This is a genomic window from Frankia sp. CcI156 (genome assembly GCF_001983015.1).
GTDB classification, from domain to species: domain Bacteria; phylum Actinomycetota; class Actinomycetes; order Frankiales; family Frankiaceae; genus Frankia; species Frankia casuarinae.
Window position 1 is genome coordinate 1 of the sequence record NZ_MOMD01000001.1, and the last position, 26288, is coordinate 26288.

Below are 26288 nucleotides of genomic sequence, written 5' to 3' on the forward strand. Positions count from 1 at the left end.
CCCCTGCACCTCACCGCCGTGCGCCCCCAGGACCCGCAGCGACCGCCGCATCCGGACCAGCTGCCCCGACCCGGCCTGTCCGAGATCGGTGGGAGTGACGGGCATGCGAGACTGGACCGGCAACGGGGCTCCCTACGGCTGGTGATCTAGGCAATCCCCGTCCTACCGGGACCCCGTTGCCTCACCGCAGCCACCCTCACCGTGGTGGCCCGCCGTTGTTCCCCCGGACCCCACGGCCCCACCGCCCCACCCACCCCACCGGCTGTCACAGAACGTCATCGGTGGCGTTTCCGCYGGCRCCGGAACCCACCCTCACACGCGCTACTCACAGCGACGAAACAGCAGCCGGGCCCGGATCCTCACACCACCACCGGCCCCAGCCCCCCGCACCCCGTCTCACACCGTCTACCTGCACAAACAGACTTTGCGGGTCACCCTGGTACCTGCATTCCTCGACGCCGGTGTGATTTGCGGCGAATTGAATAAGCGTCCTGATCGATGTCGAATGCAGATCGTATGCCCGGCCAATGGAGAGCAGGGAATCGCCGTTGGCGACCCGCCCGTAAATATCTCTAACGGATTCCGGGTCTGCGCAGTACGCTTGCTTTGCGTAGCGTTCTCCTCTAGTCGCCCAGAACGACGGAAGCGGACCATGGTGCGCGCCGTTCGCGATAATCATGGAAACGCCACGGTAGGTGGTTGCCTTGACCGTCTTGGACTTCTCCGCATTCGCGTGCTGAGCAACGAGAGTGACGATACGACCGGCGAAGTCAGTCTTGCCGAACTGAGGTTCGGCAACTGAGACGATGTCGCCACCCGCGGACCGAATGCTGAGCAGGATCTCCGCTTGCGCATCCGAGTCGTCACGGCGGTCAAGCCGCGACGACTCGGTAACCATCAAAGTCGTGTAATCCCGACGCTGGATATCGGCGATTGCTTCTCGCAGGGCAGGTTCCTGCGCTCCGTGGCTGGCCGAGTACCCGTGAAGCGTGAACCACTTGACGATCGTGATTCCGCGTTGAGRGGCTTCCTCGGTAAGGATCTTGACCTGTGACGTCTCGTCCTGGCTACCTGTAGAAACCCGGACAAATCCGGCGCCTAGAGTGCCCACTGTGCCACCCCTCGCTGCCAGCGTTGATCACGACCTACGCCGTGTACACTACCCGGCAACCTATGGCCGAATTTGTAGAGCATTCATTTATGACCTAGGTATTCCAGCGAGTCGGGGGTGGCCTCGTGCCTCTCGTGTGTACTCGGGCCGTTGGAGATGGCTTCTGCTCGTATGGTCGACAGGGGGMTTGTTGATCATGTCGAGGAGGTGGCGGTGAGCGCTTCGCCAGGTGTGGCAGGGACGGCTAGGCTGATCTCCATGGAGCGAGCGGCGCGGCTGACGGCTGTCGTCACGCACGAGGGTGACTGGTATGTGGCGCGGGCTTTGGAGGTCGAGGTGACCAGCCAGGGAGCCAGCGTCGAGGAGTCGCTGGCGAATCTTCGCGAGGCGCTGGAGCTGTACTTCGAGGACCAGCCGTTCCCCGTGACCGCCGCGGACGGTCCCATCGTCGCTCCGCTGGACATCCGCCTGTCGGCGTGACACCCGCGCTGCCTCGGATCTCCGGGGCGAAGGTGGTGAAGGCTCTGGGGCGTGCCGGCTTCGAGGAGGTCGCTACTCGTGGCTCGCACTGCAAGCTGCGGCACAAGGAGAGCGCTCGGGTTGTGATCGTGCCGCTCCACCGGGAGCTGGCGACGGGCACTCTCGCCTCTGTTCTGCGCCAGGCGGGCATCGAGGCGGAGGAGCTTAGGATGTTGCTCACCTGAGCCCGACGGGATCCCGGGTGCAAGCTGGAGGGGTGACCCTCTCAAAGCGTGCGTCCTGGTTCTTGATCGCAGTCGGCGTCTKGACGTGGGCCATCTGGCCGTTGCAAGTCGGGTTGTGTACACGGTTGCTTGGCACCCAAGCGCCCCTGAGCCACGCATCCCGTACGGTGCCTGCGCACGGGATCGGCGCTCACCCCGCCTCACTACCCCGGTCCCCGTAGTAGCCTCCCATTCAAGATCCAATCCAGGAAGAGATTGATGGGCCATTTGACCCGTGTTTGCTCCTACGTACGCAGCAGCAAGACTAGACGGTTTTTGTCGAACCCTGCACTTCCGCCAGCAAAAGCCGAAGAGTCAGGCTGTGCTTTTCAGGTGGGAGTCGATCCAAGGCGCAATGCCAGTGAATTAAGAACCGCACCGACAAGATCCACTTCAGTGGATTGATCTTGTTGGTGCGGTTGTCGTCGTGGAGCGGTCATATCGGTCGCGGTAGAATTCCGTGGTGACGAGTAAGAATGGGTGCGGCAGGCCGGCAGGAAGGTTGACGGATCATATTTCGCTCGGAGTGCTGACTGGCCTCGTTCACCATGATCTTGTGGACGATGTTCTGGTGGAGACGGGCCGGGTTGAGAAACGGTCCCGGAAACTGCCCGCACGGGTGATGGTGTACTTCACGCTGGCGATGTGGCTGTTCTTCGATGACGAACGAGGAGGTCATGGAGAAGGGCACACCCAGCRGGAATCGCGACCACGGCACGGATAGTCGCGCTGCGAGGTCGATCGGACAACCCGGCCCGGAGGGGCCGGCCGACGAAGAACCACGATCCGACGACCATGGCCTTCGACGTCCCGCGGCTCACGCCCGCAGGTGCTGGAGCGGCCCGGCGAAGGTCCGCATCACCTCGCTGAACGTCGTGTCGGGACGGTAGGCGGGCGGCTGGACCGATTCCCCGGCCCCGCTGCGGGCCGCTCCGAACCGCATGGTCCACAGCATCGTCTCGGCCACCGGGAGGGTGGCCACGACCGCGTCGTTCTCATCCTCCAGCTGGCCCGTCAGCCAGGAGACGCGGTCCGACTGCAGCGCGCAGACATAGATCACCTCGCCGGCCGCGTTGCCCGGGGCCGCACGCAGCCGCGCCGCCTGGTCCCCGGCGGCCAAGGCCTCGCCCAGCCGGTCGGCGACCAGCTGACGTTCCCACAGTTGCGCATCCTGGGCGATCCGGACGGCGACGCCACCGCACAGCCTCCGCTCGACGTGGATCTGCGCGTCGATCTCGGTGGCCTCACCGAAGTACCACGCGAGGACGTCGGGCAACGCGGCCCGCAGCTCCGCGGCGGACGGCTGGGCCATCGCCAGCCCCGGGCACTGCKGGGACCAGGCCGACCACGAAGGCCCGTCATGCCGCACGATCAACGAGACGGGCCTACCCACGATAGATCATCTCGCGCGACTCCTCCGCCGTCCCGCCGCTTTGATCAGTATCCGCGCTTCCCTCGCTGCCCGGGAGCACTTTGCGGTAAAGGCCGGACCGATTACGCKCAACACCGGCCTGTCCCGCACAACACCGACCTCTCCCGGCCGACGGTCTGGTCACGGGCGGCACTGACACGGAGGATGCGCAAGGGATCCGCAAGGCGGGCCAGGTCGGCGGGCCAGGTCGGCGGGCCAGACGGCGGGAGGGAGGGAGCGGTGGTGGGGGCCGACGAMATCCGGGGGCGCCGGATCGGACCAGACGAAGGAATGCTGTTGCGAAGGCTGCGTCTTGCCGCGCTCACCGATGCTCCTTCGGCGTTCTGGCAGACCCTGGCCGAGGCGAGCGCGCTGCCCGCCGAGGAGTGGGACGCCCGCGCCCGCGCCGGAGCCTACTCGTCCGCCGATCTGGTGGCCATCGTCGCCGTGGCTGGCGAGGCCGCCGGGATGGTGCAGGGCTTCACCCCGGTGGGCCGTCCCTGGTTACGGGAACTCGGCGCCATGTGGGTCGCTCCCGAGGCGCGGGGCACCGGAGCCGCCGACACCCTCCTGGCCACCGCGATCGACTGGGCCCGCCAGGYGGGCGCGGAGGCGGTGAAGCTCTGGGTGGTCCCCGGGAACCGTCCGGCGCGGCGCCTCTACGCCCGCCACGGATTCCTCGTCCTGGGCGGGCCGAAACCCGTCACCGACGATCCGACCGTCAAGGTCTTCGTTCCGATGCTGCTGCCGCTGTATCCCGCCCGGCCCCCGCCGCCCGCTGACAGTCCCCGCTTCGGGTGACGTCACCGCGACCGGTATCACGGGTGCCCCGGTGGGTTGGGGAACAGCTCCGGCGGTTATCCTTGACAAGCCCCCGAAAAATCCTCTACGGAGGACCAACACGAGGAGGTGGCCGCTGTGAGTCCTGGCGGGTGCTCCAGTAAAGGCCGCTTCCTGCTCGTGGACGTCAGCCAGCACTGAATCCCGGGCCGATGAGCGCGCACCGTCGCGCCCGGCCCGCGTCCACGGAACCCGGGTAGACGACGCCCGGGGCACTGTTCGGAAGTCCGGCCTGTTCGGACGCACGGCCCTCCTGTCCGGTGCGGCCGTGCCGTCGGCGACGTCGTCTCCGCCTCGGAGACGACGGTCACCGCTCTCCCGGCCCGACCGGTTCATGCCGGTAGCACGGAGCCATCCTGTCCCGGCCGCGCTTCCCTGATCCGTCCGGGTCGGCAGTCGCGTGGGCCGCGAGCAGTGCACAAGCAGGTGCGGTCGATCGAAGTCGTATCGACCAGAGGTCGCCGTGGCGATGCCGCCCGCGGCCTGCTCGAGGAATGYGCGCTCGCAGCTGTCCGGCAGTGGCTGGGGCGCGCGGAGGGGGACCTTCCATGAGCATCTCAACATCGCGGACCGCGGGACGTCGTCGTGCCTGCACCGAGCGTCTCGACCTGCCCGCCTCCGGCCGGGTCACACTGATCCCCCGGGGCATGGACCGGGAATCGGTCAGTCGCTTCGCGGAGGCCATCGCCCGTTTCCTGGGAACCGGGCGCTACCTCGCCATTCAGACCTGTATCGTGATCGTCTGGATAGCCTTGAACATCGCGCTACCGCTGCTGCGGTGGGATCCCTACCCTTTCATCCTGCTGAACCTGGCCTTCTCGACCCAGGCCGCCTACGCGGCACCGTTGATCCTGCTCGCCCAGAACCGACAGGACGACCGTGACCGTGCCTCGCTGGCCGAGGATCGGGCGGTCGCTGTACGTATGCGGGAAGACACCGAGTTTCTCGCGCGTGAGATCGCCGCGCTCCGGCTTGCCCAGAGCGATGCGGCGACCCGGCAGTACATGCGCGGCGAGCTGGCCGGCCAACTCGAATCTCTTCGCGGCGACATCGAGAGTCTGGTGCGGGACGCGGTTCGCGTTCCGCCCCAGACGGCGTCGGATGAACGGGAGCCGACCGCCGCACGATCGCCGTCACGGCACGGCGGGCCGACGCCCACCCCCGGTGGTGCCCCCCGGGAAACGAGCGACCCCGAGACCGAGGGCCCACCCGCCACGGGCAAGCCGAACATCGGGAACCCGGAACGCCCCCGGCGGCCCAAGCACCACAAGCGCAGGAACACCACGGGTGTGAGCACGACCGGCATCCCCCCTCACTCCACGGACGCCGGGTATGCCACCCGCACCGGGAACCGCGAAAACGGCGGTCCCGACAGGAAAACGACGCCGACCATCGCCACCGGTCCCACCCCGAAGACCACGCTCGACGACCCCACCCGGGAGGCCGGCGCGACGACGCACCTCAAGAACAGAGGAGTTACAACGCACGGGCACCATAGTCTCTCTGCCCATACGGGCTCCTCCTGGCATTCATTGGGAAAGCCKCAACCAGTGGATTCCTACCCAGGAAACGTCCACTCGCGACACGGGTCGTAACCACCCTTCTGCGGAACGGGTCAACCCAGTAGCGTTCGGYAGGTGCGTGTCCCCTGTCCGCCCCGGCATGACCCGCGTCGCCTCCGCGGAAGCCTCGGGCGGGCGCTGGTGGCCGTGGCGGTCCTCGGAGCAATCCTCACCCCGTTCCTGAAGATCGTTCCAGCGACCGCGGCCGTCCCCGCACCCACTCCCGGTCCCACGAGCGGCCTGGGTACCGCCGCGTCCCCCGCGGCCGGCCTCGGGCCGCCGGCTGCGGCCAGCGCCCCACCCGCGGTCCCGCCCACCGTCCCGCTCGCCGCACCGGCACCCACCGCCGCTTCCGACTCCGCTCCCCCGGCCGGTCTCACGGCCGCCGAGTGGCTTGTCGCGGACGCGGGAAGCGGCGCCATCCTCGCCGCCTACCGCCCACACGCCCAGGATCTCCCGGCCAGCACGATGAAAATCCTGACCGCGCTGACCGTGCTGCCCGGCCTGCCGCCGGACCAGGTCGTGACGGTCGACGAGAACGCCCCTCGGGTGGACGGCACGAAGGTCGGTCTCGTGCCGGGGGTCGGATACACCGTCCGTGACCTGGCGACCGCCATGCTGATCTCCAGCGGAAACGACGCGACCATGGCCCTGGTCCAGGCGAGCGGGGGAACTCCCGCCGTGCTGCAGCGGATGAACGCTCTAGCCAGGTCACTCGGCGCAACGGACACCGTCGCCGGTGACCCGACCGGACTGGACAGTCCCGGCCAGGTCACCAGTGTGCACGACCTAGCCGTGCTCGGTCGGGCGGCGTTGGACAACCCGACGGTGCGCGGCTACCTGACGATCCCGCGCGCCTCGCTCGCCGGCCGGGGGAGCACCCGCTTCGAGATCCAGAACCACAACGCCCTGCTGCGTTCCTACGAGGGGACTATCGGGGTGAAGAACGGCTACACCATCGCGGCCGGCGCGACGTTCGTCGGCGCGGCCACCCGCGGCGGCCACACCCTCATCGTCGCCCTGCTGCGGACGGCTCCCGCCTACGGCAAGGACGCGCGCGCGCTGCTCGACTGGGGCTTCGCGCACGCCGACACGGTCACCCCGGTCGGGTATCTCGCGAACCCCGGGGCGACGGCGGCGGCGTCGAGCGGGCCCGCGGGAGACCGGCCCTCCATCAGCCCGGCGGGTCCAGGGGTCGCGCCGACCGCCGGCACGGCAACATCCTCCTCTTCCTCCTCGCGGCACGGAGTCGCCCGCGCGGGCGATCCTGGCAGCGACATCGGCCCGATAACCTGGATCGCGATCGGCTGCACCGTCGTAGCATGCCTGCTCACCGCACTCACCCATCGGGCCGCCCGGGTACGCCGACGCCAGCGCCGGCGGCGGCACGCGGCGGCGGGCCTCCGGGACGTCGAGCGCCCGTCGGGTCGGCCGCCCGCACCGCGTTACGGACACGTGTCCGTAACGCTGAGGCCGGCTGCCGGACCTGATCAGTCCGATCTGCTGGATGTCCCCGAGGGTATGCGGCGGCGCAGAAATGCCCGTACCCGGGCGGGGAGGGGCACCGTGCCACGCGGGTTGCTCTCCGACGCCACCCGCACCGGTCCGGCCGAGGATGGCTTCGCCGACGACGGGTCGGATGAAGCAGGCGCGAGCGGCGTCGAGCCGTTCTGGGAGCCGGGCACCAGGCGGCGGGAGGCCTCCGGGTTCGGCGAGCCGCTCGACCGGTAGGACTCCGGCCCCGTGGATCCCGCGCCTGCCGCGCCCGCGCTCCCCGCCGCCGCGCGGTCGGCCGCCTCGGAGACGGTATGCCGGGCTGCCGAACCGGAGGGGAAGACGTCGGAGTTGTAGGGCGCCGTCACGGTCCAGGCCGCGACGAACAGCGTCCATCGCATGACAATGTTGATCCAGATGAGCAACCCGACGATCACCGCGAACGTACCGTACACCGGATTGCTCATGGTTTGCCCGACTAGCCAGGTGCCGACGATCTTGAGGATCTCGACTCCGACGGCGCCGAGCACCGCACCCCGGACCGTCCGCACCCGGTCGGTCTGCTGCGGCAGCCGCCAGAACAGATAGAGGAAAACCGCGGTGTCGATCGCGAGGGCGACAAGCAGGGCCAGTAGGCCGGTCACCCAGGYCGCGGCGGTGCTGCCGGACAATCCGATCCAGCTCAGGAATGACCCGGTGGCCGAGGTCGAGAGGCTGGTCACGACGAGTGAGGCCAACAGAGTCAGCCCCAGTCCCGCGAGCACCGTGACATCCCGCAGCCGCCGGGTGATGATGTTGCCGACATCGATGTCCTGGTGCCATACGAGACGGATGGCGTCCCGCAGCGCGTCGATCCACGCGAGTCCGGCGAGCAGGAGGCCGGCAAGACCGATAATGCCCACACYGACCTTGGCGTTGCCAATCGAGGCGACGTCGAGCTTGTCCGCCAGGCCCGGAAGATAGTCGTTGATCTGCCGGGTCAGGCTCTCCTGCACATCGGGGTACGCGTCTACGACGAAGCCGGTGACCGCGAAGGCCAGCGCGATCAGCGGGAAGAATGACAGGAACGCGAAGTAGGTCGCCGACGCCGCGAGACGATCACCGCCATCGGCTGTGTAGCGGGAATATGCCCGGACGAGGTGATCGAGAAACGGACGTTTCCGGCGTACCGCCACAGCGGTACCGGAAACCGTCCCGACACCGGCCCGTACCGCCTGACGAGGTCCCGTCACATTCGTTACTGTCCCCCGACGACGTGCGCTCACTCCCGAGATCCGAGTGTGGCGCGTCGCCCCCCGCCGCCCACCGGTTCCGGCCCACGCTCAGGGCGACCGAACGGGAAGAAGCGTAGTTGCCGCCAGCGCAGGTCGGCGCCTCTTTCGTACAGCCCGAATCCGTTGACCTCGAACTGCGCCTGATATTCGGCGAGCGCATCAAAGGCGCGATCTAACGCGTCCTCGGCAAGATCGTGCGCGACGGTGACGTGCGGATGGTAGGCGAAGCTGAGCGGCCGGTCGAGAGGACCGGACCGTACCACCGCCGCCAGTTTCTCGCACCGGAGAATACCCATGGCGAGGGCGACGAACACGACCGGGGACAACGGCCGGAACGTGCCGKATCCCCGCAGGCGGATGGTGAACGGGGAGTTCGTCCGCGCCGTCTGCGCGAGGTGGCGCTCGATCATGGGCAGCTCCACGAACCCGACGGAGGTCGGACCCAGCAGGGTGACGTGCGGGACGATGAGGGCTGCGTTCGGGTCGCCGAGTCGCTCCCGCCAGTCCTGAAGCTCTGTGCGGTACGGCTCGGGGATGCCGATCGCCACCCCGATGTCCACCCGAGTCGCGGAACCGAGCGGATCGACCGATTCACCGGGATCAACGGCCGGGACAACCTGGACGGTATGACCGTTCACCCCCTCAGTCATGCGGGACCGGCTCCCCGACGAAAGCAGTGACGATCGCTACTCTGCGTATCCACATGCCTGCCTGCGCCGGGTGAAGAACCGGCCGTCGGGATCGGTCTCGCCGAGGAAGCATGCCGACATCATGGCCCATGAGCCACGGCCGTCCCGCGCGGACCATGGGAAGGGGATGCGGATTCCAGATCATGACCAAAAGCTGACAATACCCTCGGGAAAAACCGGMATCCGACCGGAAATGCTCACCGACGGCTGCGCCGCACCCGCCCTTTCTCGCACGTCACGCCAAGCGGTTTGCGGACCACGAGGGGGCCTGCGCCAGGATCGCGTCCGCCAGCGGTGGCCAGACTCGCTGGGCCCACTCGCCAAAATCACGATCACAAAGAGTCACACATGCGAGGCGGGCGACGGGATCCACCCACAGGAAGGTCCCGCTCTGCCCGAAGTGGCCGAAGGTCGACGGCGCGTTGGAGCTGCCCGTCCAGTGCGGGTGCTTGTCGCCGCGGATCTCGAAGCCGAGTCCCCAGTCGTTGGGGGTCTGCTGGCCGAAACCCGGCAGCACGCCGGCAAGTCCGGGAAAGGCGACCGAGATGGCCGTGGCGAACGTCGCGGAGGTGATCAGCGTCKGGGCGAGGAGCTCGGCAGCGAAGCGTCGCATGTCGGCAAGCGTCGCCGTCACGCCGGAGGCCGGGGATCCCGTCAGYCGGGCATCGTGCATCCCGAGGGGCTCGAAGACCGCCTGGGCGAGGTAGTCGGCGAAGGCGATGCTGGTCGCCTTCTCCAGCGCCTCCCCCAGTCGCTCGAACCCGGTGTTGGAGTAGATGCGACGGGTACCCGGGGGGGCCAATACGCGGGTCCCCGAGAACGCGAGCCCGGAGGTGTGGGCGAGCAGATGAGCCACGGTGGACCTGGGGGGTCCGGCGGGATCGTCGAGCCCGATCGCGCCCTCCTCCACGGCGATCAGGACCGCATAGGCGCTGAGCAGCTTCGACACCGAGGCCAGCCGGAAGAGATGATCGAGTGGTCCGGTCCGCGCCACCTCCCGGACCCGCGGGGTCACCGCTGCGCCCGGCCACCCGGACCCCGCACCCGGTCCGACCGCCTCGTCCTCCCGACCCATCACCACGACCGCGACGGTCTCGACCGGCCACGCCGCCACCTGTCCAAGAGCGTCCACGTTCCGCACTGTACGAGGTTTTCCCGCCGGTCCCGACGACCCAGGCACCCGGTTCCACCCCGCGGGCCCGGCAAGGCGGGGCATGCGTCCCCCCGGGGGGCAGCCGGCTGCGAGACTGGCGGGCGTGCAGACCCCCACATCCCCGTCCGGCCCGCCCGCCCCGCGTGACGAGCACCTCGGAGAGAACCCCCCCACGGATACCCGAGGATCCGGCGTGGCCCCGGGGGACGGCGTGGCCCCGGGAGACGGCCCAGGTCCGCGGGAACGGGCGGAGAGACGTGACAACGCGGGAACCGCGGGACCACGATACGTGACGGCAGGGCCGGTCAAGGATGCTGACACGATCACCGTCGCCACCCCGATCGTGCGCGTGGACGAGGCTGCCGACCTGCTCTCCCGTACGATTGACGTCCTTGTCGTCGGGGGCGGCCCGGCCGGCAGCGCGGCGGCTCTGGGCGCCCTGCGGGAACGCCCGGACGCACACGTCGTCATCGCCGACGCCGCCGAGTTCCCCCGGGACAAGACCTGCGGTGACGGCATCGCCCCACACGGCCTGGACGTCCTGCGTGATCTCGGCGTGACCGATGCGGTCGCCGGGTACCGGCCGGTGGACCGCATGCGCCTGCGCACCCCAGGGGGCGCCGAGGTGGCCACTCCCTCAGCCCGAGCCAACTACGTGGTACCCAGGGAGGTCTTCGACGCCCGTCTCGTGGCCGCCGCCCAGGCACGTGGAGCTCAGCTGATCCGGCGGCGCGTGCGGTCCCTGGAGTTTACCGACCGGCCGCGCTTGGACGGTCGGGGACGGGAGCCRGTCGTCGTGGTCAACGGCTCGCTCACGGCGCGGGTCGTCATCGGCGCGGACGGCGCAAACTCCGCGGTACGCCGCGGGCTCGGGCTGCCGGGTAACCCCCCCGGGGCAATGGCGATCGCCGTGCGGGCCTATACCGAGGTCGCCTTCGGCGACGGCCCCCCCGAACAGTTCATCCACATGACCGACGAGGGTTGGCCGGCCTACGCCTGGTCGTTCCCGATCGGCGACGGCCGTGCGAACATCGGCTACGGGATGCTGCGGTCCCGGCTGGCCGGCGGGACGGACGGAACGAGTGCCAAGACCGTCCTGCGTCGCACGCTCGCCCGCATGCTGCCCGAGACACCGGCGCACCCGGCCACGCTGCGGGCCCATCATCTGCCGCTGTCGACCCATCGCCCCCGGCAGCCGAACGGTCCCGTGCTGCTCGCCGGGGATGCGGCCTCCCTGATCAACCCCCTGACCGGGGAGGGCATCTACTACGCGGTGCTGTCGGGGTCGCTGGCCGGGCATGCCGCCGTCCGCGCGGCGCACCCGGCCGCCGCGGGCCGGGTCTACCGACGCGCTCTCGACGCGGAGCTGGGACGGCATCTGCGGCACACGGCTCTGCTCGCCGGTCTCGCCGGGCGGCGCCGCACCCTGATGGACGCGGCGGTCCGGGCCGCCCGCACCCGTACCGAGCTGTACGACATGCTCGTCGAGATCGGGCTGGGYCGCGGCACCATCCCGACGAGTTCCCTGACCCGTCTGGCGATGCGGCGCACCATGACCGGCCTGCGCTAACCCGTCACGGGCCGCGCCCGACCCATCCCGGCAAGACCCGCGACGGCCACGGGCCGAGTGCGGTGGACAAGCCGTCACGGGCCGACGTAGGGAACGGCGAATGTGAGGATTATCACAGATACTCCAAACAGGAGGAGAATACTCACATCGAAGGCCCGTCCTCGCACCGCCAGCAGGCCGATCCGCCGTGCCGGCAGCACCAGACGGGCCAAAGCGGCCATCACCAGGACCACGCCGACGACCACCATTCCTCGGCGCCATCTGTCCTGGAAGACCAGCATCAGCCCGACGGTGACCCCGGCGAGCACCAACGCGAAGGTGGCCTCCTGCCGTAGCCAGCCGCCGATCCCGCCCCCGTCGCCACGCCTGCCGGGCTCGGCAGGCCCGGGCCCGGCGGGTGCGCCGGGCGTGACGAGTGGCGGCGGGGAGGCAGCTGGGACCGGTGTTCTCCGGGATCCGGAGATGGTCCCTGCCACGGGTGGCCCAGGCTCCGCACCGACCGCCGGCTTCCGGTGCTCCCCGAGGCCGACCAGCGGGGAGGACACCGAACGCCACGGGTCGTGCGATGGGATGCCGTCGCCCGCGACCCGCTCCGGTGGGGACGATCCGGGCTGACCCGGGGCGGCCGGCGGGGCCGGCGTCGGCGGAACGGGACGGTCGAACCGGCGCAACCCGCGATACTCGGCAGGAAGGCGCTCGTCACGATCCTCGCTCGGACGGAAGACGTCAACGCGGGCGGTGCCCGGCCACGACGGACGCCGCCGGTCCGCTTCCGCCCCAGCGCGGCGCGGCGGCAGCTCTGCCCGTTCCGCCCGGGGATCGGGCGCCTCATATCCGCCGGAATATCCGCCGGATCGGTGCCGCCCCCCCGGCCCGGGGCGGCCTGGATCATCCCCGGGTCGAGCCGGGCCGGAGCGGCGCACCGCGTCGGTCACCCTCGCCTCCGGCAGCGGTCGAGATCTCCTGCTGGACAGTGGTCCCGTACGGGACATGGTGGCGTCCCCGCCGTCATCGGCGACGACTTCCACCCAAGTGCAGGATGCATCGAACACCAATCCAACCAGGGCATCGGTCCTTACGGACACACGGTAGGCCGCCTGCGGCATCGGCGCCCACGGGCGCAGGGAGCACGGCGGGGCCACGCCGAGGCCACGCAGGGGTGGCCCGGGTGAACGGCCGGCCCGTCGGGCGGCGGATCCTCCACGACGGTGATCTGCCCGATGCCACGACCTGCCGAAGCGGGGATGACAGCCCTATATCACATGCCAGCGACCAAGGATACGATTACCCCATCCGAGCACATCACGCGCACAATATGCAGCACCCCCACCTATAGGCATCATGCAGGCTTAGGGCAGACTTCCGGCCGCAGTGCCCAAGTGGGATGGAGCGTGACGTGACAGACGAATCACCACACAGCAAGAAGCTGCAGGAACTGATGTTCCGGGCCTGGGAGACCTTCGGGGACGCCCGACACCTGGACAGCGACGACCGGGTGTTCGTCCAGGCGCTGGCGAGGCAGACGGCGGATCGGATCTCGGTGCTCTACGGCGCGAGCTGGCGCGACGCCCTGGACTGGGTAGCCCAGCGCTATGTGCCGAACGGCGACCAGCCCGGCGGTGTGCTCGCGGCGGCGGCCAGCCCAACGGCAACGACGTCCAACGGCAGCGCCAGCGGGCGCCGGGGCTCGGCGGCCGCGGAGGCGAACGCCGCCTCGTGAAGTGAGGGCACCGAACGGCGCACGGCGCCGTTGGGCGGCGCCACGGACGAACCACCAGAGCCACCAGAGCCGGTCGGAACATCGACCGAGGCCAGCCTGCCGGCGGGTCGGGACAGAACGTCCGGGGACAGACGACCGGGCACCGATCAGCAGTCGTCCGATCCGCCATGGCCATCCGGAGCGGACGGGTGGACGGGAGGCCGGCCCGGCGCGGCCAGATTATCGCTGTCCCAGGCCGATCATCGATCTGACAGCGATCATCTACCGGAGGTCGACCGGCATCCCGGACGCCTGCCCAGTGCCCCACCGGACACGCGCGCCGACGGGCCGGGGGCACCCGGCGTCGTGGCGAGCACCGGGACCGGGATCATCGGCGACGCCGTGGAGCCGACTCCTTCGATCGAACTGGAGTATCGGCGTACGGACGGGCATCTGCGATGGGGCCGCCGATTCCGGTGAAGACATGCGCCGGTGAAGACATGCGTGCCGGGGCCGCCGACGACCTCCTCGACAAAGGCTTCGGCCGATGGCTGGCGGAACACACGCCGGTGCCACCGGCCTGGGTGGCCCGCTGTCAGTGCGCGAAGTGGCGGACACCGCTGAAGTAGAGCGTGACGCCGGCCTCCCGGGCAGCCGTGATGACGAGCTCGTCGCGCACCGACCCGCCCGGTTCGACCACGGCCCGCACCCCCGCCTCGGCGAGCACCTCGAAACCGTCGGGGAACGGGAAATAGGCGTCGCTCGCGGCGACAGCCCCCTTCGCCCGGTCCCCTGCCCGGGTCACCGCGAGCCGGGCAGCGTCCACCCGGTTCACCTGGCCCATCCCGACTCCGACGGTGGCACCGCCGGACGCGAGGAGGATGGCGTTCGACTTCACGGAGCGCACCGCCCGCCAGGCGAACCGCAACTCGGCCAGCAGGGCCTCGTCCGCAGGTGATCCCGCCTCCAGCGTCCATCCGGACGGCTCGTCGCCCGGCGCATCGACGGCGTCCCGCGACTGCAGGAGCAGGCCTCCGCTGATCTGGCGCAGTTCGATCCCGCGCTGGTGCGGCGGCGGTGGGCACTCCAGCAGCCGGATCGACGGCTTACGAGAGAGGATCTCCACCGCGGCGGGTTCGTAGGCCGGTGCGACGACGACCTCGGTGAAGATCTCCGCGATCTGTTCGGCGAGCTCGCCCGAGACCGGACGGTTGGTCGCGATCACCCCGCCGAAGGCGGAGACCGGGTCGCAGGCATGCGCCTTGCGGTGGGCCTCGGCGATGGTGGCGCCGATCGCGATGCCGCAGGGGTTGGCGTGCTTGATCACGGCCACGGCGGGCTCGGTGAAGTCGAACACCGCTCGGCGGGCGGCGTCGGTGTCGGTGTAGTTGTTGTAGGACATCTGCTTGCCGTGYAGCTGACGGGCCGAGGCGAGGCCGGGCCGACCCTCGGCGTCGCTCTCCACGTAGAGCGCGGCGCGCTGATGGGGGTTCTCGCCGTAACGCAGGACCTCCGTACGGTGCCACTGCGCGGACAGCACGTCGGGCCATCCGCTCTCCCGCGCCACCTCGTCCGGCGCGACGACGCCGGCGAACCACGAGGACACGGCGATGTCGTACGCCGCGGTGTGGGCGAACGCCTTCGCGGCGAGCCGGCGGCGAGCGGGAAGATCATATCCGGATCCGCGGACTGCGGCGGCCAGCTCGGCGTAGTCGCCGGGTGCGACGACAACGGCGACCGACGCATGGTTCTTCGCCGCCGCGCGGATCATGGCCGGACCGCCGATGTCGATCTGCTCGATCGCCTCGTCCTCGCTCGCACCGGCGGCGACTGTCGCGGCGAACGGGTACAGATTGACGACGACCAGGTCGAACGGAGCGATGTCGAGTTCGGCCAACACCGCGGCGTGCTCGGCGTTACGCAGATCGGCCAACAGACCGGCGTGCACGTGGGGGTGCAGCGTCTTGACGCGACCGCCCAGCACCTCCGGAAATCCGGTCACGGTGCTCACCGGTGTGACCGCCAGCCCGTGACGGGCCAGGACGTCGGCGGTCGAACCGGTCGAGACCACCTCGACGTCGGCCGCAAGGAACGCCTCCGCGAGGACGTCGAGCCCGCTCTTGTCGTAGACGCTGACAAGCGCCCGTCGCAGCGGCCGCCGCCCGGTGGGGACCACTTCGCCGGGTTCGGATCCGCGGACAGCCCCGCCCTCGCCGGCCACACCTTCGCCCGATGACGTCATGATTCCTCCTGTACCCAAMCTTCTGCCGATGCGGGAGACCCATGCTCGCCCCGCCGATGTCCGGCCGGGGTCGAGTCGCCGCTCCCGGCCCGCACGATCCCGCCGATCGTCGCGACGAACAGTCCTCGCTCGACGCTCTGGATCCGTGCATGAAGTGTCTGCTCGGTATCGCCTGGCTCAACCGGCACCGCCCGCTGAGCGATGATCGGACCGGTGTCGACRCCTTCGTCGACCCAGTGCACCGTCACCCCGCTGACCTTCACCCCGGCGGCCAACGCGTCACGCACCGCGGTGGCTCCCGGAAAGGCAGGCAGCAGCGACGGGTGGGTGTTGATCGTCCGGAACCGGCCGATCACCCGGGCACTGAGAATCTTCATGTAACCCGCCAGGACCAACAGATCGGGCGCGAATTCGGCGATCCGCCCGGCCGTCGCGGCGTTGAAGGCATCCCGGTCCGGGTGGTCCTCGAGACGAACGGTGAACACCGGGACCCCCGAGGCCCGGGCCCGCCGTTCCGCTCCGGTGCCGTAGCGGTCGGTGCCGACCGCCACGACCGCCGCGCCGAACCCGGGGTCCGCGGTTGCGTCGAGGATCGCCTGCAGGGTGGTTCCCGCTCCCGAGGCGAGTACGACGAGACGAGCAGACACAAACACACTCCGTAAGCAGAATCAGGCGACGCGACGAGCCGCCCGCTGCGCAACCGCCACCTGCGGACGACGGCGGAACAATGGCCGGTCCGACTGTACTGACTCGACCAGCTCCGCCGCTTCCCACCGGAAACGCGCGCACCGGCGCCCGCCGGGCGCGGCCCGCCAGGCGGCCACCCGAGCCCGGGACTGCCGATCATGCCGCCGGAACCCATCCGGCGAGGAGATTTGCCAGCCACGCGTCGAGGGCCTGGGCGGACGGGACCTCGCAGGCCGCCGGAGACGACAGCCCGTCAGCCAACGAGCGCAGCCCCGCACACCCGTCCTCCTCCGTGCCGCCTGCTGCGCAGGTGCACCCGACGGAGGCCGCGGGGCCCGCCCCTCCCTCGAAGCCCTCGTCGAGTTCGCCGTAGTCCCGCCCGTCCAGCAGATCACCCGGCCGGCACAGGTAGAGCTCAGCCAGCCGTGACAGGACCTGCGTGGAAGGCGCCCGGCTGCCCTTGGCCGGCCAGCTCTCCCAGTACGAGAAGGTCTTACCGGTCTTGGCCGGCCCAGAACCGGGCCACCGCTCGTTCCAGCGGCGTGCGGCCTCCTCCTGCGTCCAGCCGTGCGCGAGGCGGAACGCGACGAGCGCGCTCAGGTGATGGCGGGCCTGCAGTCTTCGGGCGATGCGGCGATAGKACCAGCCCAGCTCCCGCAGGCGGAGTGCTTCAGCCCGGATACGGGCGACCGTGACCGCCACGACGACCTCCGTGAAGATGATCCAGTGCGGTCACGGTAACCGACTGCGCGGACAGTTTTCGGATGCCGACGGGGTGYCGGGCGGGCGGGGAGGGAGCGGGCGGGGAAAGATCCACGCCGGGCGGGAAGCTGCGGACCCACAGACCTCGACGAGGCCGCGACAGCGGGGCCGCGAGGCCAGTCAGGGGTGTCGTCGTGACAGCCGGGCTGACGACCATGAGCCGGATGGCTGCAGCCGGCGCCACCAGGAGGACGCCGCCGCGTCGTCGGCGACGAACGGCCGCTCGGCCCGACGGGCCGCCAGGTCGATGCCGCCGATCAACAGGAGTCCGACAAGCGCGGTCTCCCCCCCGGCAATCAGGCCGCACAGCCATCCGGACGAGGGACCATAGTGGTTGCCCTGACCCGTCACGGTCCCGACCTGTCCCATCGACACCTGGACCGCCAGACCCACGAGGGCACCGCAGACCACCGCCCCGAGCAGGACGGTCAGGAGGCGAGCCCGGGAGCGGCGTCCCAGGCTCGCCCGATGGACCATGACAGCAAGCACGACTCCGGCCACGACGGGCACCAGCGCCAGCACGAGCCACCCGGGCCTGGGCAACGCGCTCGGCGGAAGGGCCGCCAGCACCGGGAGGTCCGGTAGATCGGCCGGGCGGACGACATCCGCCCGGACCAGACCCGAACCCGTTCGAAATCCTGGTCCAAGGGCGTAGGACAGACCCCAGAGGACCAGGTTGGGCAGCAGCGCAAGCTGGGTCGCCGTGAGCCCGAGACCCCCGAGCGCGCCCACGTCGAGCGAGCGCTCGGCGGCGGCGACCTCGGGCTCGGTCGCCGCGAGCACCAGCGCGACCCCGAACGCGGCGGCCGCCAGCAACGCCATGAACGCCGCCGCGCCGGACAGCAGGGGGACGCGCAGCATCACGGGCAGCATCCGCCATGCCGTGCGCAGCCGATGGCGACCGGCCAGCGCGCCGAGCAGGGCTGCCGGTATCCCGAACGCGACCGTCCCCAGCGCCGCGGAACCGGGGGTCGGCCGTACCGAATGCGTGCGCACGATGACCGCGACGACCACGACGAAGAGAGTCTGGGCGCCCACGACGCCGATGACGTCGCCCGCCACGGCCCGCCAGGGGACCCCGGGGGCGCCATCCGACCGGCATCGGCCCCCGCGGGAGTCCCCGGGGTTCGCCCCCGAAGCGGCGGGGCGCCCTCCGCCGAACCGTGCGGGCCGCAACCGCGACACCCGGCCCAGCGGCATCCGACCGAGCGAGACCCGGTTCAGCGACACCCGGCCCAGGGGCGTCCGGCCCAGKGGCATCCGGTTGAGCACGGCATGCGACTGCAGTGGTGCCGCGCTCGCCCGCCGATGCGCCGCGCTCAGCGCCGCGGCCAGCGGAAAGAGGGCGAGGCCCAACGGCCGGAACGCGATGATCCCGTCAGGGAGCCGCAGCGTCGTTCCGTGAGCGGCAAGCCACAGATCGGCTCCGACGCGCAGAGCCGCGGCGGGTCCGGTGGAGGAGCCGGTGTCGGCTCCCCACACAACCAGAACGACGAATTCGATGAAGATCAGGCCCGCGGCCGACGCGGCGACCGCCTCCGCCAGAGGCCGTCCGCCCCGCTGCCAGATCCGATCGGTGAGGCGTCGCGGCAGTCGGGGCGGCTGCATGGAGGCGGGCACGTTAGGACGCTCGCACGCAGATGCGCGGCTCAGCGGACAACACGCCGTCGTCGGCGCGGGAAATGCCCGAAGTAGGACGAATAGTTATGGTTGGCCGGAGAGGTCGACCCACCGCATCCCCCACGCCACATCCCCCGAGCGACCGTCATGAACCACTCGCCGGGGCATCGGATCAACGACCGGGAGGAGACTCCTGCTGGMCGTAACCACCCGGCCCCGGCGGAGGCGGCTGCTGGCCATAACCCGTGGGCGACTGACCATGACCCTGCGACGGCTGGCCGTAACCACCCGGCTGGGCCGGCTGCCCATACCCGCCAGCAGGCGGCGCGCCGTATCCGCCCGGCTGGGCCGGCTGCCCATACCCCGTGGGCGACTGACCATGACCCTGCGACGGCTGGCCGTAACCACCCGGCTGGGCCGGCTGCCCATACCCGCCAGCGGGCGGCGCGCCGTATCCGCCCGGCTGGGCCGGCTGCCCATACCCGCCAGCGGGCGGCCCATAGCCCGGCGGCGGCCCGTACCCCGTGGGCGGCTGACCGTAACCGGGCGTGGGCTGCTGGCCGTAGGGCTGGCCGTAAGGCGGCTGACCACCATACGGAGGCCAGGCGCCCGGCTGACCGGGCCCGGTGGGACGGGCACCTGGCCGGCCGGGAATGGGCGCTCCGCTCGCCAGCGCCGTGAGCACCCCGAAGACGGTCTGCACGATCGTCAGCAGCAAGGCGAGGTAGAACCCGAAACTCGGCCCGGCATCCACTCCGCTCGGCACGTCGGGGAACCGAATCCATCTGATCAACAGCAGGAGGACGGCGAACGCCGAGACGGCCGGCAGTATCCACAGGATCGAGACCGGACCAACGTCCGGGATGCGGACGTTGGMGGCGACGCGCGCCGTCACCAGACCGGCGACCACGACCACCAGGAATACCGGGAACCAGGAGTTGAACCCGAGCCCCCAGGCGTTCTTGTGAGCCTCCGCCGAGCGGCCGAAAAATCCCAGGCTCACCGAATACCACGGCAGGAAGCTCACGATGAACGTGACCGCCCCGGAGGCGATCACCCCGATGTCGTTGGTGGCGACGCTACGACCGCCGATTTGTGCCACGACGGCAACCCCACTTCGTCTGGTCGGTCGGTGCGGGGACGAGAGTCGTCGATGCACCGATGCAGGAGTCTTGCAGCCGTCGGAAGCGAAGGGAAGACGTCCGTCCCGAAGCCCCGCGGCCGAGACCCCTACCTGTCCCGGTGCCGAGCCCCCGCGTCCCGCGGGGGCTCGGCATCAGGATAGGCCTACAACGACCGCATGATGTCAGCCATCAGCCGGGCGGTCTCCGACGGGGTCTTGCCAACCCGGACGCCGGCCTTCTCCAAGGCTTCCTTCTTGGCCTGCGCGGTACCGGACGAACCGGACACGATGGCGCCCGCGTGGCCCATCGTCTTGCCCTCCGGCGCGGTGAAGCCGGCCACGTAGCCGACGACCGGCTTGGTCACGTTCTCCTCGATGTGCGCCGCGGCCCGCTCCTCGGCGTCACCGCCGATCTCACCGATCATCACGATCGCGTCGGTGTTCGGATCGGCCTGGAAGGCGTCGAGCGCATCGATGTGCGTGGTGCCGATGACCGGGTCGCCACCGATGCCGACACAGGTGGAGAAGCCGAACTCCCGCAGCTCGTACATCATCTGGTAGGTCAGCGTGCCGCTCTTGCTGACCAGGCCGATGCGCCCGCCGGGGGTGATGTCGGCCGGGATGATGCCGGCATTGGACAGACCGGGGCTCGCGATACCCGGGCAGTTCGGCCCGATGATCCGCGTCGTCGCCTTGGACCGGGAGTAGGCGAAGAACTCGGTCGTGTCGTGGATCGGCACGCCCTCGGTGATGACCACCGCGAGTGGGATCGCCGCGTCGATCGCCTCGATCGCCGCGTCCTTGGTGAACGCAGGCGGAACGAAGATCACCGAGACGTTGGCGCCGGTCTGCGCCATCGCGTCGGCGACGGAGCCGAACACCGGCACGCCCTCGACCTGCTGGCCCACCTTGCGCGCGTTCACGCCGGCGACGACGTTCGTGCCCGCGGCGAGCATGCGGCGGGTGTGCTTGCTGCCCTCCGAGCCGGTGATGCCCTGCACCACCACCCGGCTGTTCTCGTCAAGCCAGATAGCCATCGGTTCGCAATCCCCTTCGCCCAGGTCAGGCCGCGGCCGCGGCGAGCTCGGCGGCGAGCTTCGCCGCGCCGTCCATCGTGTCGACCGGCTTGACCACCGGCAGGTTCGCCTCGGCCAGGATGCGGCGGCCCTCCTCGGCGTTGTTGCCGTCGAGGCGCACCACCAGCGGGGTGCTGACGTCGCCGACGATCTTCAGGGCCTGCACGATGCCGTTGGCCACCGCGTCGCAGGAGGTGATGCCACCGAAGATGTTGACGAAGACGCTCTTGACCGCCGGGTCACCAAGGATGATCGACAGACCGTTCGCCATGACCTCGGCGGACGCACCGCCGCCGATGTCGAGGAAGTTCGCCGGGCGCTTGCCGCCGAATTCCTCCCCGGCGTAGGTCACCACGTCGAGGGTGGACATGACCAGGCCGGCACCGTTTCCGATGATCCCGACCTCGCCCTCGAGCTTGACGTAGTTGAGGCCCTTCTCCTTGGCCTTCTGCTCCAGCGGGTCCACCGCGGCCACGTCGACGAACGCCTCGTGCTCCGGGTGGCGGAAGTCGGCGTTGTCGTCCAGGCTGACCTTGCCGTCGAGGGCGACGACCCGGCCGTCACCGGTGAGGATCAGCGGGTTGACCTCGACGAGGGTGGCGTCCGACTTGACGAACACGGTCCAGAGCTTGGCCAGCAGCTCGCTCGCGCCGTCCAGAGCCGCCTCGGGCAGCTTCGCCGCGACCGCGATCTCGCGAGCCTTGGCCGCGTCGACTCCCTTGAGCGGGTCGATCGCAATCCGGGCCAGCGCCTCCGGCTTGGTCGCCGCCACCTCCTCGATCTCCATGCCGCCCTCTCGGGAGGCCATGGCGAGGAAGGTGCGGTTCGCCCGGTCCAGCAGGAAGGATGCGTAGTACTCCTCGGCGATGTTGCTGGCTTCCTCGACGAGCACCGAGTGGACCGTGTGGCCCTTGATGTCCATGCCGAGGATCGCTGTCGCCTTCGCGAAGGCGTCATCCGGCCCGTCGGCTACCTTGACGCCACCGGCCTTGCCCCGGCCTCCGGTCTTGACCTGCGCCTTGACGACGACCCTGCCACCGAGCTCGGTGGCGATCGCGCGGGCCTCCTCGGGGGTGGTCGCGGTCTTCCCGGTGGGCACCGGTACGCCATGTTCGGCGAACAGCTTCTTCGCCTGGTATTCGAAAAGATCCACGGTCCGTCCAGTCGGATGCGGTCGTTACGGGTTGGGATACGTAGAGCTGCACAGAACGCCTGCGAGCCTACTGACGAGGGCGTTACGGCGCGCGCCACGCGCCGTGCACCACCGCCGTCGCTGGCGGCCCGCGGGTGGGATCGAACGGGCCGGTCCGGCGCATCCTTCGACCCGCTCCGGGGACCMGGCAGGGTCGTCGATACAGGACAGATACAGGACAAATGAGGTGGACACCTGTCGCACCGAGGGTGGCTTCCGCCTCGCCGCTCTCAGAGCGCGGGTCCGCCGGGAGCCGCTGAGCGTGACCGCCGGGATCTGCCCTAGGCCGTCCCGTGTCTGACGTCACGAAAGTTGAGACCCTCATTATGCCGGAAATCACATGGAAGAAACACCGATCGTGGCCGGCCCCTCCGGACCAGTTAGACGAATTTCAGGATAACGACGATCAAGATCATCGTTAGTCCGATCCCGAGCCAACCCAGGCCGATGCCGAAGGCCGCCACTGTGGCGCCACGCTCATCCCTGTGGCGGATCCGAACCCGCGCGACCAGGCCGACCACGACAGCCGCGGCACTCCCAATCCCGAAGATCCAGAGTACCGCCAGGAGAACCGACAGCATCGCGGCGCTGTTCCAGTGCCGGCGCCGCGACGCCTCGGCCCGCCTGGCGTCGGTCCACCGCCCGACCCGCGGCGCAGCCGGTCGACCCGCTGGCGGGAAGGCCGATGGATCCGGAGGACGCGCCGGCGGAGTCGGGTCGCTGGAGCGATAGGTCACCTCCGACCGTCCCGGATCGGACGCCACGTCCGCGGCGGTCGTGCCCCGACGCCCCGCGGGCGCCTGATCCGCCCACCCCCCCGGGGAAACCGCTCCCGACGATGGTGGCGGGGCGACCGCTGGCGGGGCGACCGCTGGCGGGGCGACCGGTCGCAGCGGAGCCGCGGGGGGTAATGGCACGGCGGGCCGAAAGGCCGATGCGGGTGGCGGCGGTCCGACCGGCCACAGGCCGGGTGCCGGGCCTGGTCCCTGCACATCCGGCGCCCAGCCGCCGGCCGAGCCGGCCGCCCCCGGCGCGGGCCGGGCCGGAACTCGCCCCGCGCCGGGGACACGCGGACCGGAACGATTCGGCGACGGGGAGGAGACCGGCGCGGGGAACGGGGCGGGCACGCCGAACGCCGGAGACGATCCGGTCCAGGTCCGCTCCAGGACGTCACCGGCGGCGGCATCGGCCTCGGTGACCCCACGCACCTCCCGGCCTACCAGCGCGGCCAGCAGCGAGGCGGCGTCCGGCCGCTCCCGCGGGGCCTTGGACAGCGCCCTCGCGACCTGGTTGAGCAGGTACCCGGGGAGCGCGTAGAGATCGGGAGAGTCCCGCTGCACCCGGACGGCAAGCAGGTCCGGCGTCTCGGCATGGAAGGGATGTCGCCCCGTCGCCGCGTACGTCACGCAGCTCGCCCAGGCAAAGACGTCCGCTGAGGCGTCCGACGGCTCGCCGCGCATCTGTTCCGGTGACATCCAGGCCAACGTGCCGATCACATGACCGGTGCGGGTCAGCGTGGCGCTGTCGGTCAGGTGCGCGATCCCAAAGTCGATCACCTTGGGTCCGTCCCAGGCCAGCAGGATGTTGGACGGTTTGAGATCACGATGGACGACGCCGGCGGCGTGGATGGCGACCAGCGCGTCGGCGAGGCCGACGGCAAGACCCCGGACGAGGTGGTCCTCCAGCCGACCGCGGGCCCGGACGGCCTCGGCCAGGCTGGTCCCCTCGACGTACTCGGTGACCATCCACGGCGCCGCGGCCTCGGTGTCGGCGTCGAGCACGGCGGCCACCGCCGTGCCTCGCACGCGCAGCGCCGCCCGCACCTCACGTTCGAAGCGGCTGCGGAACTCCTCGTCCTCGGCGAGATCCTCGGCTGCGACCTTCACGGCGACGGGACGCCGATCCGGGGCGAAACCGAGATACACGGTCCCCATCCCGCCGGCACCGATCCGGTTCTGCAGGCGGTACGGGCCGATCTGGCGAGGATCCTCCTCCATCAGCGGTGTGAGCATCGCTTCCCTCGCTGCTCCCCTCGCCGCACCGGTGTAGCGGGTTCGATCCGGGTTGCCACCCGCCGGGGGGCTGTGGATGAAAGACTATGTCCCGGCCGCCATCGGGCCGAGGGCACGAAGCGTCCCAGGCGTGCGGGCCTGCGAGCACCCGCTGGCGGGGAGCGCCCGTCCGTGTTCCACGACACCGCGGCCGCGACGACGGACATCCGGTCGGCCCCGGGCGCGAAGATGCGGACGTGGACAACGACACCCGGCCGGGCCAGAAGACGACCGCCGACTGGCGTGCCGCCCTGCTCGCAGGCATCACCCTGCGGCCCGCCACTGCCGCGGCCGTCAACCGACTGGGCTGGCCCGACTACGACGCTCGACCGGCCCTGCGCTGGGGCGAAGGCGCGGTGGCCGGCATCCCTGCCGTGGTCGCGGTCTGGGATTTCACGGTTTACGGGGGAAGCTTTGGCGAGCGGGACGCACGTKGGTTCGCCGAAGCCGCCACCGCGGCCGCGGCCAGCCGCCGTCCCCTGGTGTCGTTCCTGCGCAGCGGCGGCACCCGCCTGCAGGAAGGGGTCGCCGGACTCGTCGGGCTGCCCCGGGCCGCACTGGCGCTCGCCGCACTGGACGCGGCGGGGGTCGGTCACATCGCCGTCGCGGACCAGCCCACCACCGGTGGTGTCTGGGTGACGATCGGCTCCCGCGCGGACCTTCGGTGCGCGGTGCGCGGGGCGACGGTTGGCTTCGCCGGGCCTCGGGTGGTCGCGGCGGCCACCGGTGCCGCCCCGCCCCCGGGCAGCTACACCGCGGACTCGGCGTACGCCGCAGGGCTGGTTGACGCGGCGCCGGCGCCCGGTGCCATCCAGGTGTGGCTGCGGCGGGCCCTGACCGGCCTGGCGGATCCACCCGATCGGGAGAGCCGGGCCGGTCCAGGTACCCGGACCGGCCCGGGTGGCCAAACCACTCCGGGCAGATCGGGCGACCAGGCAGACAGAGGCGACCAGGCAGACGGATCGGACGGCGGCCCGTCACGAGCCGGCGACGGGACCACCCTCCCCGTCCCGCCCGACGATCCGGACACCCGAACCGGGTCCGACGGACCTGCGCCGGGAGCTGAACATGCCGCCGCGCGCTCCGGGTGGGCGCAGGTGCGGGCGGCCAGGGATGGCATCCGCCCGGACGGCATCGAGGTGCTGCGGACGCTGCTTCCCGACGGCGTCGACCTGGTCGGGCCGGATCCCCGGGTCGTGGCCGGTGTGGGGGTGCTCCTGGGCGACATCGCAGGGCCTGCGGGGGCTACGGGGCCTGCGGGGGCTACGGGGCCTGCGGGGCGGGGAGGGCCGATGCGTGCGGTGGTCGTGGCTGTCGGGGCCCGTCGCGGCGACGCCCCGGGGCCGGCCGGGTACCGGTTGTTGGTCCGCGCCGCCCGGCTCGCGGGGAAGCTGGGGATCGGTCTCGTGACCCTGGTCGAYACGCCCGGCGCGGCGAACGACGCGGACGCCGAGGCCGCGGGCATCGCGGCGGCGATCGGGGATGCGATGGCCGCGGTATTGGCCTGCCCCTCGCCGACGCTGTCGATCGTGTTGGGTGAGGGCGGCTCTGGCGGGGCTCTCGCCGCGGCGGTCACCGACGTCGTCGCCATGACCCCGGACAGTTACTTCACCGCGCTCTCCCCGGAGGGCACCGCCGTCACGCTTCGGATACCGGTCGAGCGGGCCGCAAACGTCTGCGGGCTACGGCCGACCGACCTGAACGCGCTRGGATTCGCCGATCGGCTCCTGTCCGCCACCACCGCAGCCGAGACGGCGCGCGACGCCGCATCGCTGCTCGCATCCCTGAGCCGGGGGGACCAGGACGATCGGCTGCGCCGACGGCAGGCTCGATGGTCGACAGGGCTACCTAACAGTCTGTAGCATCTTTCTCCGGTCTTTACTTGGCCACCGGGATATCTGCCGACCTGGGGGGCGAGCACCACGGCTGGCGGCACGGATGGTACGGCGAGGGAAGGCGAGCGGGCCATCGGCGAGTGGATACTGCCAT

The 26288-nt window shown here is 70.6% G+C and carries 21 protein-coding genes and 2 pseudogenes; 9 read left to right on the forward strand and 14 right to left on the reverse strand.

What is annotated here, in order from left to right; genetic code table 11:
- Positions 1 to 325 precede the first annotated feature (325 nt).
- On the reverse strand, positions 326 to 1111 hold the full coding sequence (locus CcI156_RS00005; RefSeq protein WP_254847214.1) for a recombinase family protein: 786 nt from the start codon (positions 1109 to 1111) through the stop codon (positions 326 to 328).
- 258 nt (positions 1112 to 1369) lie between these two features.
- On the opposite strand from CcI156_RS00005, the gene CcI156_RS00010 reads away from it, so the two are divergent.
- From CcI156_RS00010 to CcI156_RS00025, 3 genes and pseudogenes are all read left to right on the forward strand, one after another.
- Positions 1370 to 1591: a type II toxin-antitoxin system HicB family antitoxin gene (locus CcI156_RS00010; protein WP_023839758.1), complete on the forward strand. Its 222-nt coding sequence runs from the start codon at positions 1370 to 1372 to the stop codon at positions 1589 to 1591.
- Positions 1588 to 1815 (forward strand): type II toxin-antitoxin system HicA family toxin, encoded by a 228-nt coding sequence (locus CcI156_RS00015; RefSeq protein ID WP_011435122.1) that lies wholly within the window; start codon positions 1588 to 1590, stop codon positions 1813 to 1815. Before CcI156_RS00010 ends, CcI156_RS00015 begins: the two co-directional genes overlap by 4 nt.
- Positions 1816 to 2314: 499 nt before the next feature.
- A pseudogene (locus tag CcI156_RS00025) lies at positions 2315 to 2521 on the forward strand (transposase domain-containing protein); the annotation flags it as partial.
- A 150-nt stretch (positions 2522 to 2671) separates the two neighbouring features.
- On the opposite strand, the gene CcI156_RS00030 reads toward CcI156_RS00025, so the two are convergent.
- Positions 2672 to 3247 (reverse strand): hypothetical protein, encoded by a 576-nt coding sequence (locus CcI156_RS00030; protein ID WP_076803913.1) that lies wholly within the window; start codon positions 3245 to 3247, stop codon positions 2672 to 2674.
- Between the two features lie 261 nt (positions 3248 to 3508).
- Between CcI156_RS00030 and CcI156_RS00035 the strand changes: the two genes are divergently transcribed.
- The 3 genes and pseudogenes from CcI156_RS00035 to CcI156_RS27535 form a co-directional block, all read left to right on the forward strand.
- A complete protein-coding gene (locus CcI156_RS00035) occupies positions 3509 to 4066 on the forward strand; it encodes a GNAT family N-acetyltransferase (RefSeq protein ID WP_254847215.1) in 558 nt (185 codons plus the stop codon).
- Between the two features lie 587 nt (positions 4067 to 4653).
- Positions 4654 to 5700 carry a DUF1003 domain-containing protein gene (locus CcI156_RS23770; protein ID WP_011435118.1) on the forward strand — a complete coding sequence of 349 codons (1047 nt, stop codon included), beginning with the start codon at positions 4654 to 4656 and terminating at the stop codon, positions 5698 to 5700.
- Between the two features lie 114 nt (positions 5701 to 5814).
- Positions 5815 to 6681, forward strand: a pseudogene (locus tag CcI156_RS27535) (D-alanyl-D-alanine carboxypeptidase family protein); the annotation flags it as partial.
- 476 nt (positions 6682 to 7157) lie between these two features.
- On the opposite strand, the gene CcI156_RS00050 reads toward CcI156_RS27535, so the two are convergent.
- The 3 genes from CcI156_RS00050 to CcI156_RS00060 all read right to left on the reverse strand — a co-directional run bounded on the left by CcI156_RS00050 (position 7158) and on the right by CcI156_RS00060 (position 10256).
- The gene (locus CcI156_RS00050; RefSeq protein WP_371681730.1) at positions 7158 to 8393 is read right to left on the reverse strand and encodes a YihY/virulence factor BrkB family protein; all 1236 of its coding nucleotides are present in this window, start codon (positions 8391 to 8393) and stop codon (positions 7158 to 7160) included.
- 29 nt (positions 8394 to 8422) lie between these two features.
- Complete coding sequence (locus CcI156_RS00055; protein WP_083718214.1) at positions 8423 to 9085, reverse strand: 2'-5' RNA ligase family protein; 663 nt, start codon at positions 9083 to 9085, stop codon at positions 8423 to 8425.
- A 274-nt stretch (positions 9086 to 9359) separates the two neighbouring features.
- Complete coding sequence (locus CcI156_RS00060) at positions 9360 to 10256, reverse strand: serine hydrolase (protein WP_076804040.1); 897 nt, start codon at positions 10254 to 10256, stop codon at positions 9360 to 9362.
- A 310-nt stretch (positions 10257 to 10566) separates the two neighbouring features.
- Between CcI156_RS00060 and CcI156_RS00065 the strand changes: the two genes are divergently transcribed.
- Positions 10567 to 11847, forward strand: a complete 1281-nt coding sequence (locus CcI156_RS00065; protein WP_232234856.1) for an NAD(P)/FAD-dependent oxidoreductase — start codon at positions 10567 to 10569, stop codon at positions 11845 to 11847.
- 74 nt (positions 11848 to 11921) lie between these two features.
- On the opposite strand, the gene CcI156_RS26470 is transcribed toward CcI156_RS00065, so the two are convergent.
- Positions 11922 to 12323 (reverse strand): DUF3017 domain-containing protein, encoded by a 402-nt coding sequence (locus CcI156_RS26470; protein WP_235609118.1) that lies wholly within the window; start codon positions 12321 to 12323, stop codon positions 11922 to 11924.
- A gap of 920 nt (positions 12324 to 13243) precedes the next feature.
- Between CcI156_RS26470 and CcI156_RS00075 the strand changes: the two genes are divergently transcribed.
- Positions 13244 to 13567, forward strand: coding sequence for a hypothetical protein (locus CcI156_RS00075; RefSeq protein WP_011435111.1), 324 nt, complete (start codon positions 13244 to 13246; stop codon positions 13565 to 13567).
- Between the two features lie 574 nt (positions 13568 to 14141).
- Here CcI156_RS00075 and purH read toward each other — a convergent pair.
- The 8 genes from purH to CcI156_RS00115 form a co-directional block, all read right to left on the reverse strand.
- Positions 14142 to 15788, reverse strand: coding sequence for a bifunctional phosphoribosylaminoimidazolecarboxamide formyltransferase/IMP cyclohydrolase (gene purH, locus CcI156_RS00080; RefSeq protein WP_011435110.1), 1647 nt, complete (start codon positions 15786 to 15788; stop codon positions 14142 to 14144).
- A complete protein-coding gene (gene purN, locus CcI156_RS00085) occupies positions 15785 to 16435 on the reverse strand; it encodes a phosphoribosylglycinamide formyltransferase (RefSeq protein WP_076803916.1) in 651 nt (216 codons plus the stop codon). The genes purH and purN overlap by 4 nt, the downstream gene beginning before the upstream one ends.
- Positions 16436 to 16631: 196 nt before the next feature.
- Positions 16632 to 17177: a helix-turn-helix domain-containing protein gene (locus tag CcI156_RS00090; RefSeq protein WP_076803917.1), complete on the reverse strand. Its 546-nt coding sequence runs from the start codon at positions 17175 to 17177 to the stop codon at positions 16632 to 16634.
- Positions 17178 to 17357: 180 nt separating this feature from the next.
- Complete coding sequence (locus CcI156_RS00095) at positions 17358 to 18845, reverse strand: DUF6350 family protein (protein ID WP_011435107.1); 1488 nt, start codon at positions 18843 to 18845, stop codon at positions 17358 to 17360.
- 184 nt (positions 18846 to 19029) lie between these two features.
- Positions 19030 to 19959 carry a hypothetical protein gene (locus CcI156_RS00100; protein ID WP_076803918.1) on the reverse strand — a complete coding sequence of 310 codons (930 nt, stop codon included), beginning with the start codon at positions 19957 to 19959 and terminating at the stop codon, positions 19030 to 19032.
- 185 nt (positions 19960 to 20144) lie between these two features.
- A complete protein-coding gene (gene sucD / locus CcI156_RS00105; RefSeq protein WP_011435105.1) occupies positions 20145 to 21017 on the reverse strand; it encodes a succinate--CoA ligase subunit alpha in 873 nt (290 codons plus the stop codon).
- Positions 21018 to 21042: 25 nt separating this feature from the next.
- Entirely contained in the window at positions 21043 to 22209 is a 1167-nt protein-coding gene (gene sucC, locus CcI156_RS00110; protein WP_011435104.1) for an ADP-forming succinate--CoA ligase subunit beta, read from the reverse strand.
- A 419-nt stretch (positions 22210 to 22628) separates the two neighbouring features.
- Positions 22629 to 24260, reverse strand: coding sequence for a serine/threonine-protein kinase (locus CcI156_RS00115; RefSeq protein ID WP_023839769.1), 1632 nt, complete (start codon positions 24258 to 24260; stop codon positions 22629 to 22631).
- 236 nt (positions 24261 to 24496) lie between these two features.
- On the opposite strand from CcI156_RS00115, the gene CcI156_RS00120 reads away from it, so the two are divergent.
- Positions 24497 to 26161, forward strand: a complete 1665-nt coding sequence (locus CcI156_RS00120) for a carboxyl transferase domain-containing protein (RefSeq protein ID WP_076803919.1) — start codon at positions 24497 to 24499, stop codon at positions 26159 to 26161.
- The last annotated feature ends 127 nt before the right edge of the window (positions 26162 to 26288 follow it).

Coding starts and splice junctions, on each gene's coding strand:
- CcI156_RS00010 (WP_023839758.1), top strand. CDS start 1,370: ATGGAGCGAGCGGCGCGGCTGACGGCTGTCGTCACGCACGAGGGTGAC.
- sucD (WP_011435105.1), bottom strand. CDS start 21,017: ATGGCTATCTGGCTTGACGAGAACAGCCGGGTGGTGGTGCAGGGCATC.
- CcI156_RS00115 (WP_023839769.1), bottom strand. CDS start 24,260: ATGCTCACACCGCTGATGGAGGAGGATCCTCGCCAGATCGGCCCGTAC.